16 protein-coding genes and 3 tRNA genes are annotated in these 17,514 nt (G+C 61.4%); 7 read left to right on the forward strand and 12 right to left on the reverse strand.

What is annotated here, in order from left to right; genetic code table 11:
• Nucleotides 1-34: 34 nt before the first annotated feature.
• The 6 genes from HMPREF3087_RS04700 to HMPREF3087_RS04725 all read right to left on the reverse strand — a co-directional run bounded on the left by HMPREF3087_RS04700 (nucleotide 35) and on the right by HMPREF3087_RS04725 (nucleotide 4,400).
• Nucleotides 35-107, reverse strand: a tRNA-Ala gene (locus tag HMPREF3087_RS04700).
• Between the two features lie 72 nt (nucleotides 108-179).
• A complete protein-coding gene (locus HMPREF3087_RS04705; RefSeq protein WP_062021602.1) occupies nucleotides 180-992 on the reverse strand; it encodes a cytochrome c biogenesis CcdA family protein in 813 nt (270 codons plus the stop codon).
• Nucleotides 989-1,804, reverse strand: a complete 816-nt coding sequence (locus tag HMPREF3087_RS04710) for a DsbA family protein (protein ID WP_070428270.1) — start codon at nucleotides 1,802-1,804, stop codon at nucleotides 989-991. Before HMPREF3087_RS04710 ends, HMPREF3087_RS04705 begins: the two co-directional genes overlap by 4 nt.
• Before the next feature lie 51 nt (nucleotides 1,805-1,855).
• Nucleotides 1,856-2,188, reverse strand: a complete 333-nt coding sequence (locus HMPREF3087_RS04715; RefSeq protein WP_370919318.1) for a peptidase — start codon at nucleotides 2,186-2,188, stop codon at nucleotides 1,856-1,858.
• The gene (locus tag HMPREF3087_RS04720) at nucleotides 2,185-3,438 is read right to left on the reverse strand and encodes an inorganic phosphate transporter (protein ID WP_070428272.1); all 1,254 of its coding nucleotides are present in this window, start codon (nucleotides 3,436-3,438) and stop codon (nucleotides 2,185-2,187) included. The genes HMPREF3087_RS04715 and HMPREF3087_RS04720 overlap by 4 nt, the downstream gene beginning before the upstream one ends.
• A 143-nt stretch (nucleotides 3,439-3,581) precedes the next feature.
• Nucleotides 3,582-4,400, reverse strand: a complete 819-nt coding sequence (locus tag HMPREF3087_RS04725) for a ribokinase (RefSeq protein ID WP_070428273.1) — start codon at nucleotides 4,398-4,400, stop codon at nucleotides 3,582-3,584.
• Nucleotides 4,401-4,474: 74 nt separating this feature from the next.
• Between HMPREF3087_RS04725 and HMPREF3087_RS04730 the strand changes: the two genes are divergently transcribed.
• Nucleotides 4,475-6,217, forward strand: coding sequence for an AMP-binding protein (locus HMPREF3087_RS04730; protein WP_070428274.1), 1,743 nt, complete (start codon nucleotides 4,475-4,477; stop codon nucleotides 6,215-6,217).
• Nucleotides 6,218-6,335: 118 nt separating this feature from the next.
• Here HMPREF3087_RS04730 and HMPREF3087_RS04735 read toward each other — a convergent pair whose 3' ends face one another.
• Entirely contained in the window at nucleotides 6,336-7,418 is a 1,083-nt protein-coding gene (locus HMPREF3087_RS04735) for an NlpC/P60 family protein (RefSeq protein WP_141738874.1), read from the reverse strand.
• 345 nt (nucleotides 7,419-7,763) lie between these two features.
• Between HMPREF3087_RS04735 and HMPREF3087_RS04740 the strand changes: the two genes are divergently transcribed.
• The 5 genes from HMPREF3087_RS04740 (at nucleotide 7,764) to HMPREF3087_RS04760 (ending at nucleotide 12,927) form a co-directional block, all read left to right on the forward strand.
• Nucleotides 7,764-7,836: transfer RNA gene (locus tag HMPREF3087_RS04740), tRNA-Asn, on the forward strand.
• A gap of 101 nt (nucleotides 7,837-7,937) precedes the next feature.
• Nucleotides 7,938-8,837 carry a DMT family protein gene (locus HMPREF3087_RS04745; RefSeq protein ID WP_141738875.1) on the forward strand — a complete coding sequence of 300 codons (900 nt, stop codon included), beginning with the start codon at nucleotides 7,938-7,940 and terminating at the stop codon, nucleotides 8,835-8,837.
• Nucleotides 8,834-10,003: a glycosyltransferase gene (locus tag HMPREF3087_RS04750; RefSeq protein WP_070428276.1), complete on the forward strand. Its 1,170-nt coding sequence runs from the start codon at nucleotides 8,834-8,836 to the stop codon at nucleotides 10,001-10,003. Before HMPREF3087_RS04745 ends, HMPREF3087_RS04750 begins: the two co-directional genes overlap by 4 nt.
• 99 nt (nucleotides 10,004-10,102) lie before the next feature.
• Nucleotides 10,103-11,581 (forward strand): MFS transporter, encoded by a 1,479-nt coding sequence (locus tag HMPREF3087_RS04755; protein ID WP_062021579.1) that lies wholly within the window; start codon nucleotides 10,103-10,105, stop codon nucleotides 11,579-11,581.
• A 101-nt stretch (nucleotides 11,582-11,682) separates the two neighbouring features.
• Nucleotides 11,683-12,927, forward strand: a complete 1,245-nt coding sequence (locus HMPREF3087_RS04760; RefSeq protein ID WP_061942702.1) for an EAL domain-containing protein — start codon at nucleotides 11,683-11,685, stop codon at nucleotides 12,925-12,927.
• A 99-nt stretch (nucleotides 12,928-13,026) separates the two neighbouring features.
• On the opposite strand, the gene HMPREF3087_RS04765 is transcribed toward HMPREF3087_RS04760, so the two are convergent.
• Nucleotides 13,027-13,524: a DUF3145 domain-containing protein gene (locus HMPREF3087_RS04765; protein ID WP_019175350.1), complete on the reverse strand. Its 498-nt coding sequence runs from the start codon at nucleotides 13,522-13,524 to the stop codon at nucleotides 13,027-13,029.
• Nucleotides 13,525-13,660: 136 nt separating this feature from the next.
• Between HMPREF3087_RS04765 and HMPREF3087_RS04770 the strand changes: the two genes are divergently transcribed.
• A tRNA-Ile gene (locus HMPREF3087_RS04770) sits at nucleotides 13,661-13,734 on the forward strand.
• 114 nt (nucleotides 13,735-13,848) lie between these two features.
• Here the strand turns inward: HMPREF3087_RS04770 and fabF are convergent.
• The 4 genes from fabF to HMPREF3087_RS04790 form a co-directional block, all read right to left on the reverse strand.
• Nucleotides 13,849-15,102, reverse strand: coding sequence for a beta-ketoacyl-ACP synthase II (fabF, locus tag HMPREF3087_RS04775; RefSeq protein ID WP_019175349.1), 1,254 nt, complete (start codon nucleotides 15,100-15,102; stop codon nucleotides 13,849-13,851).
• Nucleotides 15,103-15,168: 66 nt separating this feature from the next.
• Nucleotides 15,169-15,420, reverse strand: a complete 252-nt coding sequence (locus HMPREF3087_RS04780) for an acyl carrier protein (RefSeq protein ID WP_019175348.1) — start codon at nucleotides 15,418-15,420, stop codon at nucleotides 15,169-15,171.
• A gap of 117 nt (nucleotides 15,421-15,537) precedes the next feature.
• Nucleotides 15,538-16,539 carry a beta-ketoacyl-ACP synthase III gene (locus tag HMPREF3087_RS04785; RefSeq protein ID WP_070428277.1) on the reverse strand — a complete coding sequence of 334 codons (1,002 nt, stop codon included), beginning with the start codon at nucleotides 16,537-16,539 and terminating at the stop codon, nucleotides 15,538-15,540.
• A 13-nt stretch (nucleotides 16,540-16,552) separates the two neighbouring features.
• A complete protein-coding gene (locus HMPREF3087_RS04790) occupies nucleotides 16,553-17,464 on the reverse strand; it encodes an ACP S-malonyltransferase (protein ID WP_070428278.1) in 912 nt (303 codons plus the stop codon).
• Nucleotides 17,465-17,514 lie beyond the last annotated feature (50 nt).

Consider the following 17,514-nt stretch of genomic DNA (forward strand, 5'->3'; position numbering starts at 1 on the left):
ATCGAGTGAACGATGTCCCGGGACTTCACACGAGTGGAGGATAGGGGATTCGAACCCCTGACCTTCTCCATGCCATGGAGACGCGCTACCAACTGCGCCAATCCCCCAGAACCCGTCTGGGCAACAGGTACTAGCTTAGACCATGCATCGGACCAATGCAAAATCGACGGTCCGTGAAGTCAGTCATTGCGCGGACCGCGGCGTTTGAGAACAACGACGGCGATTACTGCAGTGATCACGGCAATGGCACCGAGAATGACGAACTCGACGCCGGCTGATGAATTCTGCAGAACCCACCCTTCAATGCGCGCCTGCGTTCCTGCGCCGAGGAAGCCAGTCAGCTTGGCCGTGCCGCTCGTGAAGAACAGCAGTGCGGCAAGTGCCACCATGAGCAGACCGCCGATCAGGTTCGTCCACGTGGTTGTGATGGGTCCGAACGAAACCGGTCGCGGGCGGACCATTTTCTGGACAGCGGGCAGGCGCGTCCACAGGGCTGACAGCAGTACAAGAGGCAGAGCCATGCCTGCAGCGAAGAACACAAGGATCAGGCCACCCCACAGCGCGGATGCGCTTGCCGCGGCGACCGTCAGAACAGCTCCGAGAATAGGCCCCGCACAGACACCCGCCACCCCGTACACAGCACCGAGAAGATAGACCGATGCGGATGAACGCCCTGCACTCTGGACGCCTGAGGGCATGAACGGGAGATTCACGTTGAGAGCTGTGAGAACACCCATGATGGCGACCACGACAGCGGCCACCGCCACGACAGCTTCGCGGTGGATCGTGACAAAGGCGCCGACTGAACCGGCAAGAATTCCCAGCGGGACGAGCGTGGTCACCAGCCCCAGGTAGAAGATGAAGGTCCTTCCCAGCAGCTCTTTTGGTGACGTGAAAGCGTAGGAAAAGAATGCCGGCAGGAGCATTGCCGAGCACGGGCTCAAGAGTGTGAGAACTCCGCCGGCAAAAGCTCCAAGAAGCCCCAGGCTCATTGAGCTTCGGCCTTCTCCAGCTGTTCGTCAATGAATTCTTCGAAGTTCTCCACCGGCTGCGCTCCGCGCAGTGCGCTTTCGCCATCGGACGATGCAAAGAAGGGCACTGCCTGGATTCCGTAGTACTGCTGAGCCTTCGCAGTTTCGTCATTGACCTTGTCGATGAGCGCCTGGTCGTTCATGTCTTTGCGGAACTTCTCGATATCGCCAACACCAGCGGTTTCGGCAAACTCCACCAGCTTGTCTTCCGGAAGATCGGGGTGGCCCTTGTCGGGCGCGGCCGCATAGAGGGCATCCGAATACTCGCTGTACTTGCCCTGTTTGCCGGCAGCTTCCATAGCTGCGCCGGCGGCCGCGGACTGTTCGCCGAAGAACGCCACGGTGATGAATTCGAAGCGCACCTTGCCGGTGTCAACGTATTTCTTCTGCAGGTCCGGAAGGATGTTGTTGTGGAAGTGCGCACAGAACGGGCAGCGCGGGTCGGTCCATTCGGTGATGACGACGGGAGCGTCAACATCGCCAACAGCGGCGGAGTCGTCTGCGTCCCGGCGAACCCATTCGCCTTCCTCGCCGGCTGCGGCGGCTTCAGCGCCTTCCGATGAATCGCCTTCTTCCTGCGCATTGTCCCCATCGGCGGACGAGGCGGAGGGGGCACTGCGCTGTGCCTGCTCGTCACCGGAGGGCGTGCCGCCGGACGTGAGCTGTGCGAGTGCGACAACCGCGATGAAGGCAGCCACCGCGATAATGGCGATGATGATGTAGGCGGTGCGACTGCGCCCCTGCTTGGAGCTGTGAGGTGAGTTTTCGGCCATGCTTCTCACCCTATCGGCCCAACCGTCACAAATCCTGGGAGAGCGGGAGTATCAGCGGAACACCAACAGCAGCAGAACACCGAAGACGATGACGGCTGCGCACAGGGCAAAGCAGCAGTAGGCGCACAGCAGCACGAGCTTCTGCGCACCAGGCGACAGCGGCACCTTTTTGGCTGCTTTGGCTGCTTTCTTTTCCGCCTTGCGGATCTGCTTGGGTGACATCACGGTGATGGCATCGGGGAATTCTGCCGGGTGCACCACCGGAGGCTTGCCGCCGGCCACAAGCAGACGCAGCCCGAGGGCATAGAAGCCCACGAGGAACACGGCTCCCGCCAAAGCGGAGACAAACACCAGGAGGAATGCGGCCCAGTCGATTGTGATCACGATTCTTCCTTTCCGCTGTCGCCGTCGATGCCAATCCGTTCACTGCGGCGGCGCTCTTGGGCGCGTGCCTGCCGCGGCGTGGGCGGGGGATCCGTGTCGACATCCACCGCGAAACCGGCATCGGCGACATCGTGTGACAGCGCTTCGTCGGGTTCGCCGCTGTCGCGCTTCGAGTACAGGTAGAGGCCGAGAACAATTGCAGTGGCTGCGATGAAGTCAATGACAAGACCGATGTTGCCCAGAAGAACAACGAAGATCGCGGCAAGAGCCCCGATGAGGCCTGCGGCCGGCAGAGTGACCAGCCAGCCGAGCACGATCTTTCCGGCCATGGACCATTTCACGGTTGAACCGCGCCTGCCCATGCCCGAACCGATGACAGAACCTGACGCGACCTGGGTTGTCGACAGTGCGAAGCCGAGGGCGGACGAGGCGAGAATCGTCGCTGCTGTGGAGGACTCCGCGGCGAATCCCTGGGCTGGGCGCACCTGGGTGAGGCCCTTGCCGAGCGTGTGGATGATTCGCCAGCCGCCCATGTACGTACCCAGGGCAATTGTGAAGGCGCAGGCGAGGACAACCCACATCTGCGGATCGTGATCGGCAGACGACTGCCAGCCGACCGCGATAAGGACGAGGGTGATCACGCCCATCGTCTTCTGCGCGTCGTTCGTTCCGTGGGCGAGTGCAACGAGGCTTGAAGTGAGGATCTGACCCCACCGAAACCCGTCACGGCCCGAGGGCTTTTTGTCGTAGCGGCGGGTAACGCCGTATGCGACCTTGGTCGCGACGAAGGCGATGATGCCGGCTGTCAGCGGCGAGAGGATGGCTGGCAGAACGATCTTGGACAGGACGCCGCCGATGTTGACGGCTGTGAACCCGATACCGACCATCGTCGCGCCGATCAGTCCGCCGAAAAGAGCGTGCGACGAACTTGAGGGCAGGCCCAAGAGCCACGTGAGCATGTTCCAGCAGATGGCGCCGATCAGTCCGGCGAAGATGAGGGAGGGGAACAGATCCCCGCCTATCCGGTCCTCGTTGATGATGCCGCCCGAGACTGTCTTGGAGACTTCCGTCGACAGGAGCGCGCCGATGAGGTTGAGGATTGCTGCGAGCCCCACGGCTGTTTTCGGTTTGAGGGCCCCTGTTGCAATCGGGGTCGCCATTGCGTTGGCCGTGTCGTGAAAGCCGTTGGTGAAATCGAAGAACAGCGCCAAGGCGATGACGAGCACGACGATGAGTACGACGAAATCCACTGTCTTCTTCCGCTTATGTGCGAGATCGGCTCCGCGCGGTGAAGGACCCGTGACCGCAGAGCGTGCTCAGGCGGATGTGGGTCGGTGTGGAACCGAATGATGACAAGGTTTACGTTAACGCCAAATTAACGCCGGGCAAAGTTTTAGTTGCTCAGTGTTTGCCAGTCCTGCGCGCCATCGCGTTCGCAGATGTCGGTCGCGGCTTCTGTTGCGGCCTGCAAAGCTTCTTCGGTCGAGAGTCCCCGGGCAACGGCTGCGGCCAGTGTTCCCGCGAACGTATCGCCCGCGCCCGTTGTGTCGACGGCCTCTATTCGGCGCGCGGGTGCGTGAATGCCGCGCCACAGAGCGCCCTGAGCGCCGAAGGTGATGCACACCCTTTCGTCAACGCGGTTGAGTCGTGCTGATTCCTGTTCGTTGACGATCACGATGTCAGCGGAGTCGGCGAGGCTCTGGGCTGCCTGCGTCCAGGGGGAGGGGTTGAGCAGGGTTGTCACGCCGCGTTCTTGAGCGGCTGCAAGGGCGCGCAAAGCCACCTGGTCTTGGATTTCCAACACGATCGTCAGGACATCCCCGGGCTGTGCATGCTCAAGAATGACCTCAATCTCCGGTTCGCCGACCGCGGCGTTCGCGCCCGGATCAAACAGAATCGCGTTGTTGCCGGAATCTTCGACGACGATCGTCGCGGACCCGGTGGGCCCCGAGGTCGTGCGCACAAACTCCGTACTCAGGCCGGAAGCTTGAAGATGCTTGCGGTAGAACGCCCCCTGGGCATCCGAACCAACACAGGACAAGAGGAGCGTTTCAGCGCCCGACCGGTGTGCGGCAACAGCCTGATTGGCTCCTTTTCCGCCGGGCATGGTGCGCACGCTGTTCGCCATGAGTGTTTCACCCAGTCTGGGGTAGCGGGGAGCGCGGATGACCGTGTCGATGTTGATCGAACCGAGGACTATGACTTTGCCCATACCCCCATGATAGGTGCGAACATCCGGGTGGTCGCGGGTGTCTGTAGAAACAGTGCCTCGTTTGTGGCAAAGTGATGCGCATCGCACACAGGCGTGTGAAAAACAACAGCAAGGAGCACAGAGTCGTGACCCTGTCATATTCATCCGGCCCCGCTTCAGCAGGGCTTCTCGGAGACACGATTGCCGGCAATTTCGCCACACAGGCAGCGCAGACGCCCGACGCGCAAGCGCTTCTCGACCTACCCACCGGCCGCACGTGGACCTATGCCGAACTTGAGCGTGACACCGATCGCCTGGCCGCCGCCCTTATGGAACGCGGCCTGAATAAGGGCGACCGCCTCGGGATCTTCGCCCAGAACATTCCCGAATGGGTGCTGACGATGTACGCGGCGGCCAAACTCGGCGTCATTATCGTCAACATCAACCCGGCCTATCGGGAACACGAACTCGAGTTCATCCTCGAGCACTCCGGTGCCACGATGCTCATCAGCCAGGTATCGGCACCTCCTCACATCGACTTCGTCGAAGTGAGCAGGGCGGTCGCCGCAAAACTTGAGAACCTGTCAGTGGTCTACGTCGACACATCGCACGAACCGACCGCAATACCGATGAAACAACACGAGATCGCGCCGGAGGAAAAGTTCTCCGCTCTCCTCGAAGCCGGGGAGAGGCTTCTGGCGGACGAAGGTGCCAAAGTGCGCACGCGCATCCGCCAGATCACGGATTCGCTCAGCTGTGACGAGCCGATCAACCTGCAGTACACCTCGGGAACAACCGGCTTCCCCAAGGGTGTGACGCTCACCCACCACAACATCCTCAACAACGGCTACCTGATCGGCGAAAACCTCGCGTACGCAGAAGAGGACACGGTCGTCCTTCCCGTGCCATTCTTCCACTGCTTCGGCATGGTCATCGGCATCCTCGCTGCGTTCAGCCACGGAAGCACGGCTGTGATCCCAAGCGCAGGATTCGAACCGAGTGCTGCCCTGAGCGCGGTGGAGAAGACGAAAGCGACATCGCTGTACGGCGTGCCGACGATGTTCATCGCCGAACTTGAACTGTCGAACTTCGACGACTACGACCTTTCAACGCTGCGCACAGGCGTCATGGCGGGATCCACGTGCCCCGTCGAAGTCATGCGGGCTGTTATCGAGCGGATGCACATGTCCGAAGTTGCCATCTGCTACGGAATGACGGAGACCGCGCCCGTGTCGACCATGACCCGAGTTGATGATTCACTCGAAGCCCGCACGGAAACCGTCGGGACGGTCATGCCGCACACGGAAGTCAAGGTCGTCGACCCCGTGACGGGGGAGACCCTGCCCCGGGGGCAGAAGGGCGAAGTGTGCACACGCGGCTACTGCGTCATGAAGGGCTACTGGAATCAGCCCGACAAAACCGCCGAGGTGCTCGATGCCGATGGCTGGATGCACACCGGGGACCTCGGGATCATGAACGAAGCGGGATACCTCGACATTTCGGGACGAATCAAAGACATGGTGATTCGCGGCGGCGAAAACGTCTACCCGCGCGAAATCGAAGAGTTCCTCTACACGCACCCGTCAATTCGCGATGTGCAGGTGGTCGGTGTGCCCGACCCCAAGTACGGCGAAGAGCTCATGGCCTGGGTCATCCTCCGCGAAGGAGTGGAAACACTGACAGCGGAAGATGTACGCGAATTCGCTCAGGGCAAACTGGCCCACTACAAGATTCCACGCTATGTCGAAGTCCGTGAGTCTTTCCCCATGACGGTTTCGGGCAAGATCCGCAAGGTCGAGCTGCGCGCAGAAGGAGCGGAGATCGTCTCCGCAGGCTGAGCGCCGACGGAACACACCACTGCGGAAGCGCAGGCAGATAGAAAGAGCCGCAGACAGTTAAGTCTGCGGCTCTTTCTGTGTCTTTCAACGCGGTGTCAGCTGAGCTGACCTGCGCTTATCAGATGTAGCGGATGAACTTCGCTCCGCGTTTGACCATCCAGGCGTAGCTGCGCTCGGATGTGCCGGTGCGGCGTGAACCCGCGTCGATCATCTTGCCCTTCTTGTCGGACACGATGCCGACGTGACCGGGTACCCAGATGATGTCGCCGGGCTTGGCCTCAGATGCCTTGACCACCTTGCCGGCGCTGCGCTGTGCGCCGGACACTCGCGGAATGTTGATTCCGTTCTTCTTGTACACGTACTGAGTGAAGCCCGAGCAGTCCCAGCCCTTCGTGGGGCTTGTGCCGCCCCACACGTAGCGGGTTCCGATTCCCTTGCGCGCTTCTTTGATGATGTTCTTGCGCAGCTGGTCTTCAGAAACCTTCTTCGACTTCTTGGGCTTCGAATCCGTCTTCTTAGGCTTCGGCTTCGGTTTTGGTTTCGGAGCAGGCTTCTTCGATTCCGGCTTCGGTGAGGGTTTGGGCGCCGGCTGCGGTGCCTGCGTCGACGGTGCTTCCGAAGGCTCCTGTGAAGCTTCGGAAGAAGGTTCAGGGCTCTGTTCCTGGCCGTTGTCGGTGTTGCCGCCCGGTGCCGGCTGCGTTTCAGATTCCGGCTGCGGTGCAGGCTCCGGTGCGGGAGCCGCAACCTCCTTCACGCCGCCCTGGAAGCGCTGGGTGACGGAACCGTCTTCGTTGGTGACGGGTGCGTCGAGCGGGTAGCCCCACGAGCCGTTTTCAAAGCCGTTGGCGCGGTACTGCTGCCACATCTTGTCAACGACCGGTTCGGCGCCCGTCACAGGTGAGAAGAACAGCGCACCCTGCGCGAACGCCTGGTAGCAGCCGTTGTCCTTGATGACGCACTTGACTTCACCGGTCGCATTGCCGAGCAGCTGTGCGTGCTCAGCGGCAGCGGAGGCCATCTGCGCCGGTCCGGCTTCTTCAGATTCGGTTGAAATCTGCGTACCACCCAGGCTGCTGGTCTCGCCAGTGTCTCCCTGGGAAGTAGCGGGGGCAGCGCTGACCGCGGAACCGGATGCGATGCCCGTGCCGAATAGCATGACAGTCGCTGTTGCGGCGACCGTCACTTTATTCAAAAGAGACATGTTTCCCCGTATAAAAACTAACGGCCCGACTCGAAGGAGGAAGAAGGTCGAAGCCTAGGCTGTTGAGTTTCAAGAAGCCATAATATGACAAAACTGCAACATTGTCACAGGGAATTTATGAAATGACCGGCGCGTCGGCTTGAACATTCCCTAGATAGTGCGAGTTTTCGCCGGTGGCGGGCGGTTTGCTCCTCATGTGGTTGTGCTGGATTTCCTGCGAACTCTGCTCTGCAGGGCGAACTCTTGACCGCTCCCGAGGTGGACCTCGTTGGCTGTCGTGGGATGGATTTGCATCTGTGCGCAGGGTGTTCTAGAGTTATGACTCGTGCTCAAGAAGAGCACTAATCCTCCGTAGCTCAGTTGGCAGAGCATTCGACTGTTAATCGAAGGGTCGCTGGTTCGAGCCCAGCCGGAGGAGCGCTTCAGCCCCGATCTCAGGATCGGGGCTTTTCCGTCTTCGATTTCCCTCCCCGCCAGTTCTCTCAGCGGGTCTGCACTCGAACCCTGTACAGTGCTGGAGTGATCATTTGGGCAGCCTTGGGGTTTGCACTGGTATCTGCGGTAGGACTTGCCGCAGGTGCGGCTGTGCAGCACTCCGGTGTAACGACATCGCACGACTCCGAGCGCTTCGGCATTCGCTCATTCTTCCAACTGTTCAAATCGGGCAGGTGGCTGCTGGGCACCGCGATCATGGTCATCGCCGTCACCGCCGGTGTCCTGTCCCTTGCTCTTGCCCCCGTCATGGTTGTTCAGCCCGTCGGTGCCATCTCGCTGGCCGTTTCCGTCCTCATCGCCCGATTCGCTCGTGGTCTGGTGTTCAAGAGGCGCGTCTACACGTCGGTTCTTCTCTGTGTCGCCGGTGTCGCCGGTTTTGTAGGAGTTTCTTCGCTCTTTGCCGTGTCTCGCGTCAGATTCGGTGCTGAGGCCCTCCCAATGGTGTGGGTCTCAGCGGCACTTCTCGCAATCACCGTTGTGGGCCGCCTTGTTCAGCGCCGACCGCATCAGCTGTTCAACGTGGTCAGCGCGGCCATTCTCTTTGCGTGTGTGGCAACCAATACGCATATCTGCGCGTCTCAGTTCCTTGCCGGGGGACTGCCGGCAGTGACCTGGAGCAACCTCTTGTGTGTTGCCGCGTGCGGTGGAATAGGTTCGTGGTTTGTGCAGGCCGGCTACGCTTCGGGACCGCCGGAAATCGTCATTGCAGGCCTGACGGTGATCGACCCGATCGTCGCGGTGATCCTCGGTGTTGTCGTACTCGATGAGGCCGCTGCCGCACCGTTGTGGGTTCCTGTGATTATGGTTGCGGCCGGACTGGTAGCGTGCTTGGGAGTTATCGTCCTCGCTCGCTTTCACCCCGATGTGCTTGAACGCCGAGAGCGTGACGAGAGCACCCAGTCCCCAACCTCACAGCGAGCATGAACCGTCCCCTCACAATCGTCATTCCCGCCGAAACCTACGCCCCGGAAGTCAACGGCGCTGCAACATTCGCCCAGCAGCTCGCCCAAGGTCTGGCTGGACGCGGGCACAGAGTCCACGTCATCTGCCCTTCACCCTCGGGCATGGCCTACCATCGAGCGGACGACTACGGCGTTGAGGTCCACTACATCAAATCTCTGCGCTGGCCGCTGCATCCCACGTGGATGATCTGCATGCCCTGGGACGTCGCGCCGGCATTCGACCGGCTGATCGACCAGATTCAGCCCGATATCATCCATACCCAGGCACATTTCGTCATCGGACGGCGTGCTTTTACGACGGCGCGTCGCCGTCACATCCCCATTGTGGGCACCAACCACTTCATGCCCCAGAACGTCGTGCCATACGTCAGTGCGCCCGGGGCGATCGTCGCTGCGGCCGAAAAGGCCGCATGGTGGGACTTGAAGAAGAAATACCAGTCTGCTGACTACATCACGGTTCCCACCCAATTGGCCGCGGACCTGCTCCACCAACACGGCTTTGACAAGCCGATCCGAGCAGTGTCCTGCGGCATCGACCTGTCCCACTTCCACCCTGCCGACCCAGCAGAGGACAAGGCCGGCACCTCGCCGACAATCCTCTTTGTCGGTCGTCTGTCGGCTGAGAAGCACATCGAGGACATCATCGAGGCAATTGCCAAGACCGATCCGGCGCTGGACCTGCGGGCTGAGATCATCGGCGCGGGCGAACAGGAAAAAGCACTGGCGGACCTTGCAGACAAGCTTGGAGTTGCTGATCGCGTGGTTCTGCGCGGGAAGGTCAGCGATGCTGAACTCGTGGCCGCCTACCAGCGAGCAGACATTTTCTGCATGCCCTCAACCGCTGAACTGCAGTCGATTGCAACACTCGAGGCTCTGGCTACGGGTGTTCCCGTGGTTCTTGCAGATGCGGTGGCCCTCCCGCACCTTTGCGAGGACGGAGTCAACGGTCGACTCATCGCACCCAGGGACATCGACGGATACGCGCAGGCGTTCACTGAAATCGCCACGGCCCCTCTTGATGAGCGCGAGGCTATGAGCCTGGCCGCGCAGAAGATTGCGGCTCGTCACGATATCTCAGCAACTCTCGATACCTTTGAAGAGATCTACTCGGGTTGTCTTCAGAACTGAAGAAACTCGAAAAACTGAGTTCCACCTCGGGAACCGGTTTACATCTGACTACCGAAGGCAGCAGATCCTCCTGCTGAATGACGAAAGGCGGCGCACAGCGTGAGTTCCGGAAAGCTGACACAGCAGCAGAGGCAGATTCTGTTGGTAGTGCTCATTCCGGTGTTCATGTCGCTGCTGAGCGTGTCGATCGTCAACGTCGTCCTGCCGGGCATAGGCCGGGATCTTGACGCGCCGTCATCGGCTCTTCAGTGGGTTCTGTCCGGCTACACGCTGTCTTTCGGCGTGCTTCTGGTTGCAGCCGGGCGTGCTGGAGACGTGTATGGGCGCGGTCGCCTGTTCGTCATCGGTTCGATCCTGTTCGGCGCAGCGTCGCTGCTTGCCGGATTGGCGCCGAACGACATCGTGCTCAACATTGCCCGCGTCCTCATGGGCTTTGGTTCCGGGCTGCTGAATCCGCAGACCGTCGGCATCATCCAACAGTATTTCTCCGGCCCTGAACGCGGCCGCGCATTCGGCTACTTCGGTTCGACGGTCGGCATTTCGGTGGCGATCGGTCCTGTGCTCGGCGGGGTCTTCATGGCTGCTTTCGGTGACGGCTGGGGCTGGCGTGCGTCCTTCCTCATCAACGTTCCCTTCGCGCTCATCGGGGCTTTTGCAGCGTTTCGCCTGTTCCCGGCGAGTGCGTGGACGAGTGCTGCTGACACAGCCGAGACTGACGGTCGTGGAAAGTCCCGCGCCGACATGGACCCGGTTGGAACAGTGCTCTTCGCGCTGGCGATCCTGCTGATCATGCTGCCCTTCATGGAGCGCGCACTCGGTGCCTGGGTGTTCTCGCTCGTGTTTGTGGGCCTTGCACTCATCGGCGTTTGGGTTGCCTGGGAGAAGCGCTACAAGGCCCGCGGGCGCGAACCGATGGTTGATCTCAGTCTCTTCCGGATCCCGAGCTTCGCAAACGGCTCACTGCTCATCGGCCTGTATTTCATGGGCACGACCAGCATCTGGGTTGTGTCTGCGGTGTTCCTGCAGGGTGGTCACGATTTCACCGCGCTGCAGGCTGGTCTTATTGGACTTCCGGGAGCACTCGGAACCATCGGGACCTCTGCCTGGGCCGGCCGCAGGGTCTTCGCCTACGGTCGACGCCTGGTTCTCTGGGGCATGGTGATCGCCATTGTGTGCGTTGCCGGTTCGATCGGTGTTGTTCTGCTTGCTCAGGCGGGGCTCGTGAGCATCTGGTGGCTTATGCTCCCGCTGTCTGTTCTGGGCACGGCACAGGGCGTCATCGTCAGTCCCAACCAGACTCTCACCCTGCTCGAGGTGCCGGTCCGGGATTCCGGAGCCGCCGGCGGGGTGCTCCAGACTGGGCAGAGGGTCGGTACGGCGGTGGGCATCGCCGCCATCACCGGAACCCTGTTCGCGGTCCAAGCGACTGCAGGCTGGGACGCTGCGTTCATCACTGCTTTCACCGTCATCGGCGTCATCATGAGTGCGGCCGCCGCGGTGGCCGTCTGGGATGTGATCGTTTCGGGCCGCCGGGGCGGCAGTCAGCCTCCGGGCCGCCAGACCGTATCTTCCAGCTGAACCCTGTGCGAAGTTTGCGCGCACGTGACGGTTTTCTGACCGCGGCAGCCTGTGTGTGAGACACTGGCAGCGCCCGCAAAAGGAAAAGGGGAGTAGCGCCAGTGACACACGATGCCAACGCCATCGGAGGTCCGGACCTCGAAGAGCTTGTGCGCTCCGGGGGAGTGCGTTCGCTGTTTTCTCCAGTCGTTGATGTCATTACCGGCATGGACGCCGGGTACCGCGTCAGACACAGTGCAGACACCGACGGAGCACCGATCAGCCCCCAAGATCTGCGACGGGCCGTCCGCGATTCGCACATGGTGGGGGACATCGATTCGTCCATCCGCGAACAGACTCTTCGGGATGCCGAAGCCGCGGGTCTTGAATCCCACACGCGACTGTTTGTGAACGCTGAACCGGAATCGCTCGTCACTCTTGAAGACCGCACGGATCGCGACGCTCGGATCATCCTGCAGCTCGACCCGTTGAGCATCGCCGCTCAGCCGGGGTCAGTGCTGCGTTCAGTGCGCTCCGCCCGCCAGCTGGGCTGGTCGATGGGGATATCGGGCGTCGGGCTCGACCTTGCTACAACGGCTTATCTGCCGCTGGTCAATCCCGCGGTGGTGGCTCTCCACCCGGGCGTGCTCAAAATAGAAGACAAAGAACACCTGGCTAAGCTCAATATGCTCTTGCGAGCCCACGTTGAACGCACCGGGGCGGTCATTGTTGCCGAGGGTGTTGATTCCGAGGACGACCTCATCATGGTGAATGCGCTTGGTGCGCGGTTCGCCACGGGGGAACTGTACGCCGAGCCTACGGAAAAGCCGAACCCGGTGACCATCCCTCCCGAAGATGCGCTGTCTGGGCACTACACCCGCAACAAACAGATTCAGGGTACGCCCTATTCAATCGCGCTGGGGCTGCAGACTGATCCGCTGGTCGTCGACTACGACTTCATGATCGAGCACATGGTGCAGCTGCTGCAGCGGGCGTCCTCGGCGGGATCTTCAGCGCTCGTCGTCGGTGTGTTCGGCGAAGAAGAGAAGCTGCCCGACAAGGTCGAACAGGTGTATCGGTCTGTTGGCAGGACTGCGGGGCTTGCTGCGGTCCTATCGGGTGGTTTCGAAGAATCGCCGATGCCGAGTGTCCGGTCTGGACCGGTTGACCATTCCGATGCGCTGCGCGACGAATACGCGGTCATCGTTGTCGGGCCGGACTGGTCGAGCATGGTCAGTGCGCACCGCCGCAACGAGCTGGGCTCGGACGGTCGCCGCGAATTCGACCTGTTCATTACGACCGAGCGCTACACCAGCGTCGACGCCGCGCGGTCAGTTCTTTCCCGCATTCGCCTGCAGAAGCGCTGAAGGCCAAGAACACTTCGGTTGCAAAGACCGCCCGGTTCCGTTGGCCAAGAGGCAAAGCCAACGGAACCGGGCGGAGTGGTGCTCGGTGGAGCGTTTAATTCAGACTGCGCGGGAAAGCCAGCGAATCGGTGCGCCTTCTCCGGCGCGACGGAAAGCTTCGAGCTCGTCATCCCAGGCCTGGCCCAGGGCGAGGGACATTTCGGCCTGCATGCGCTCGGAGTCTCCGGCGGAGCGTGCCATGACAGCGCGGATGATGTCCTCGCCGACGACAATGTTGCCGTGGACGTCGGTCAGCGCATGGAAAATGCCGAGGTCCGGTGTATGGCTCCACCGTGCGCCGTCGAATCCCGGGGACGCTTCCTCGGTGACTTCGTAGCGAACATTGGCCCAGCCTTTGAGAGCAGACGCGATCTTAGCGCCTGACCCAGCCGGGGCTGCCCAGCAGACTTCTGCCCGCAGCAGACCGGGAGCTGCCGGCTGCGGTGACCAGTCAAACTTTGCTTGGGCACCAATAGCACCGCCTGCGGCCCATTCAATGTGAGGGCACAGCGCACGCGGTGCAGAGTGGACGAACAGTACGCCCTGAGTGTTATTCACTTTGCCTCCTTGATCGTTCCGAAAACGTCTTCCCCACGAATCGAAACGCCAAGAGGTTCCTAGCCATGATAGTGCAAAACGCTAAGAAGAGAAATACCGTCCCCGTGTGCGCACTGCTATGCTGTCGATGTTCTGACCCCCTGTAGCTCAGCTGGTTAGAGCAGGGGACTCATAATCCCTTGGTCGCCGGTTCAAGTCCGGCCGGGGGGACTCTCATTCAGCCATCAGAGCCGCTGACCGCGCGTCGGCTTAGGCCCTGTGGCAGAAACACTTCGGGGTGGGTATCGCAGCGATACCCACCCCGAAACAGTCAGCTGCTGAAGATCAGACGCTCTTGAAAAGAACGACGGCGTTGTGACCGCCGAAGCCGAACGAGTTCGACAGTGCGGCGATCGGACCGTCGGGCAGTTCTGCTGGCTTATCGCGAACGATGTTGAGATCGATCTTCGGATCGACATTCTCAATGTTGATCGTCGGCGGGGCCACGCGGTTGTGCAGAGCCAGGACGGTGAAGATCGCTTCAACAGCGCCCGCACCGCCGAGCAGGTGGCCGGTCATGGACTTCGTGCCGGTCACCAGAGCATCGTGTGTGTGCTCGCCGAGCAGTGCGTTGATAGCCAGGGATTCCGGCACATCGCCGACCGGCGTCGAGGTTGCGTGGGCATTGATGTGCTTGATGTCCTCAGGCTTGAGCTCGGCGCATTCGAGCGCCTGGCGCATGGCCCGCAGGGCGTACTTGCCTTCGGGTTCGTTGGCGGTGATGTGGTGCGCGTCGTTGGTGACGCCCCAGCCGCCGAGCTCCGCATAGATCTTCGCGCCGCGCGCTTCTGCGTGCTCCTTGGTTTCCAGCACGAGAGCGCCAGCGCCTTCGCCCATGACAAAGCCGTCACGGTCGACGTCGTAGGGACGCGATGCGGTTTCAGGCGAATCGGTACGGCGCGAAAGGGCGCGCATCGATGAGAAGGCCGACATTGTGAACGGGTGAATGGCGCTTTCTGAACCGCCTGCAATCACGACGTCAGCGCGGCCGGACCTGAGCACGTCAAAGGCGTGGCCAATGCTTTCGGTGGACGAAGCGCACGCGGAGACAACCGTCTGCACACCTGCGTGGGCGTGGTATTCCATGCCGATGGCAGCGGCGGGGCCGTTGGGCATGAGCATGGGGACGGTCAGCGGCATAACGCGGCGGGAGCCCTCTTCGCGCAGAGTGTCCCAGCCGTTGAGCAGGCTCCAGACGCCTCCGATGCCCGTGGCCCACGAAACGGCGAGTCGATCAGCATCGACTTCGGCGCCCTCTTCGCTGAAGCCGGCATCAGCCATAGCCTCTTTGGCGGAGATCAGTGCGAACTGGCTGGAGGGGTCAAGGCGCTTGGCCTGGACTCGTGTGAGCTTGTCTTCGACAACTGCCGGATCGACGGCAGCCGCAAAGTTGACAGGGATGTCGTATTTTTCCTGCCAGTCGTTGTCGAGTGCTTTGACACCGGACGTGCCGGCGAGAGCTGATTCCCAGGTTTCTTCGGCGGTGCCGCCCAGAGGGGTGACAGCGCCGATGCCGGTGACGACAACTGTGGAAGTCATGTGGTTACCTCGTCGAATCTTGGGGGTAAGCCGCCGAGCTCGTGCGAGCCCGGCGGCTTAGGGAGATCAGGCCTGCTGAGCCTTCACGATGTAGTCAACAGCGTTCTGGACGGTTTCCAGGTCCTTGACGTCGTCGTCCGGGATCTTGACGTCGAACTTCTTCTCAGCGTTGACGACGATGGTCATCATCGAGATCGAGTCGATGTCGAGGTCATCGGTGAACGACTTCTGCGGTTCAACAGCGTCGACGGCGAGGCCGGTTTCTTCGTTGACGATTTCTGCGAGTCCTGCAAGGACTTCTGCTTCGGTGTTAGCCATAGTTTCCTCTTTCTCTTTGACTGCTTGCAGTCGTGTGACATTGATTCGACGAATGCCCGAATCGATATTACGTCAGGAGGCGCGCTGTGTCCCGTGACTCAGCGGTCTCCAAGTCAATCAGGGGAGCTGCACTACCTGGGCTCCGTACACCAGGCCGGCGCCGAAGCCTATCTGCAGGGACAGGCCGCCGGACAGCTCCGGGTTTTCCTTCAGCAGGCGGTGGGTTGCCAGCGGAATGGACGCCGATGATGTGTTGCCGTTCTCTGCAATGTCTCGGCCGATCACGACGGAGTCGGGAACGCCGAGCTGCTTTGCCAGGTTGTCGATGATCCGCATGTTCGCCTGGTGTGGCACGAATGCGGCGAGGTCGGAAGCCTGAACGCCGGCGGCATCGAGCGCCTCCTTGGCGATCTCGACCATGTCGTAGACGGCCCAGCGGAAAACGGACGGTCCGTCTTGGCGCAGTGTGGGGAATCCAACTTCGCGGTCGTCCCGGTATTCGAAGAACGATGCGTGCATTTTGATGGTGTCCCACTTCTGCGGGTTTGATCCGATAACCGACTGTGAAATGCCGGGCCTGTCGGAAGACTGCACGACGGCAGCTCCCGCACCGTCTCCGAGGATGAAGGAAATCGTCCGGTCTGTCGGGTCGATCCAGTCGGAGAGCTTCTCAGCGCCGACCACGAGGACGTTGTCGGCCATGCCCGAGCGCACGACAGCGTCGGCCTGGGCGATGCCGTAGCAGTAGCCGGCGCACGCGGCTGAAATATCCCAGGCGGGGATCGGGCCGGTGCCCAGTTCAGCTGCGAGTTTCGCTGCCGCTGACGGCGTCGGGTAGGGGAAGGTTACGGTCGCGATGATGATCGCGCCGATGTCTTCGGGCGTAAGCCCGGCGTTCGCGATTGCCTCCTTGGACGCCTCCAGGGACATGTCGATGAGGCTCGTATCTTTGTCGGCGCGGCGGCGCGTGACGATGCCGGTGCGCTGCTGAATCCATTCGTCAGACGAATCGATGGGGCCGACGATGTCGTTGTTGTGTACGACAACGTTCGATCGACCGGCTCCGATGCCGGCGATGCGGGAATATCCCTGCGGGGTCGCGGTCTTGAGAGTTGCCACGTTGATCCCTTTCTTAGGCGTGGGCGGCGACGAAGGCGCGTGCTTCGTCGAGCTGATCGGCCGATGTCAAAGCGAAGGTCTCAACGCCCTTCATGCCGCGTCGGGCAATTCCGGTCAGCGTTCCACCGGGTAGGAGTTCGAGCAGACCAGTGACCCCGGCCTCCACGAGAGTCTGCTGGCACAGGTCCCATCTGACGGGCGAGGTGACCTGCGAAACCAGGGACTGGACGTACTCGCGGCCGTTCTCGACCGGACGGCCGTCGCGGTTCGACAGGATCGACACGGTCGGGTCGTTTGGGTTGAGTGAATCGGCCAGTTCCTGCAGTTCAGGCTGTGCCGATGCCATGAAGTCGGTGTGGAATGCACCGGCCACCTGCAGTGGGATGACGCGGGTGCGCTCCGGAGGGTTGTCCTTGAGCTTGTCGATGTTCTCAAGGGCTCCGGCGGCGACGATCTGTCCGCCGCCGTTGACGTTGGCCGGCTGAAGGCCCGCAGCCTCAATTGCCGCGAGGACGTCATCCTGGACTCCGCCGATGACAGCAGCCATACCCGTGGGCACGGCCTTGGAAGCCTGGGCCATGCCCCGGGAGCGGACGCCGACGAAGTTCATGGCGTCAGAATCCGTGAGAATGCCCGCGAGTGCCGCGGCGCCGATTTCACCCACCGAGTGTCCCGCGTAGAAGCTGGGTGCGGTGTCGCCGAGGACTTCGCGTGCCGAGGCGATTGCGGATGCAACAAGGAGCGGCTGCGCAATAGCGGTGTCCTTGATGGTTTCGTCATCCGATGTGGTGCCGTGGGCAATAAGGTCAAGGCCGACCGCTTCGGAAGCGCTGGCGATCGTCTGCTTAAAGCTGTCGATCTCCATAAAAGGCGTGAGGAATCCGGACTTCTGGGCGCCCTGACCCGGGCAGGCAACAACTAGCAAAGCTCTCCAACTTTCTCGACTGCGCAATGACGATAGTGTATTTGGCTGAA

It is taken from the genome of Brevibacterium sp. HMSC22B09, assembly GCF_001806795.1.
Lineage (GTDB): Bacteria > Actinomycetota > Actinomycetes > Actinomycetales > Brevibacteriaceae > Brevibacterium > Brevibacterium ravenspurgense.

Excerpts from the sequence above, each read along its gene's own strand:
- HMPREF3087_RS04705 (WP_062021602.1), bottom strand. The coding sequence starts at position 992 with ATGAGCCTGGGGCTTCTTGGAGCTTTTGCCGGCGGAGTTCTCACACTC.
- HMPREF3087_RS04710 (WP_070428270.1), bottom strand. The coding sequence starts at position 1,804 with ATGGCCGAAAACTCACCTCACAGCTCCAAGCAGGGGCGCAGTCGCACC.
- HMPREF3087_RS04725 (WP_070428273.1), bottom strand. The coding sequence starts at position 4,400 with ATGGGCAAAGTCATAGTCCTCGGTTCGATCAACATCGACACGGTCATC.
- HMPREF3087_RS04730 (WP_070428274.1), top strand. The coding sequence starts at position 4,475 with ATGCGCATCGCACACAGGCGTGTGAAAAACAACAGCAAGGAGCACAGA.
- HMPREF3087_RS04735 (WP_141738874.1), bottom strand. The coding sequence starts at position 7,418 with ATGTCTCTTTTGAATAAAGTGACGGTCGCCGCAACAGCGACTGTCATG.
- HMPREF3087_RS04750 (WP_070428276.1), top strand. The coding sequence starts at position 8,834 with ATGAACCGTCCCCTCACAATCGTCATTCCCGCCGAAACCTACGCCCCG.
- fabF (WP_019175349.1), bottom strand. The coding sequence starts at position 15,102 with ATGACTTCCACAGTTGTCGTCACCGGCATCGGCGCTGTCACCCCTCTG.
- HMPREF3087_RS04780 (WP_019175348.1), bottom strand. The coding sequence starts at position 15,420 with ATGGCTAACACCGAAGCAGAAGTCCTTGCAGGACTCGCAGAAATCGTC.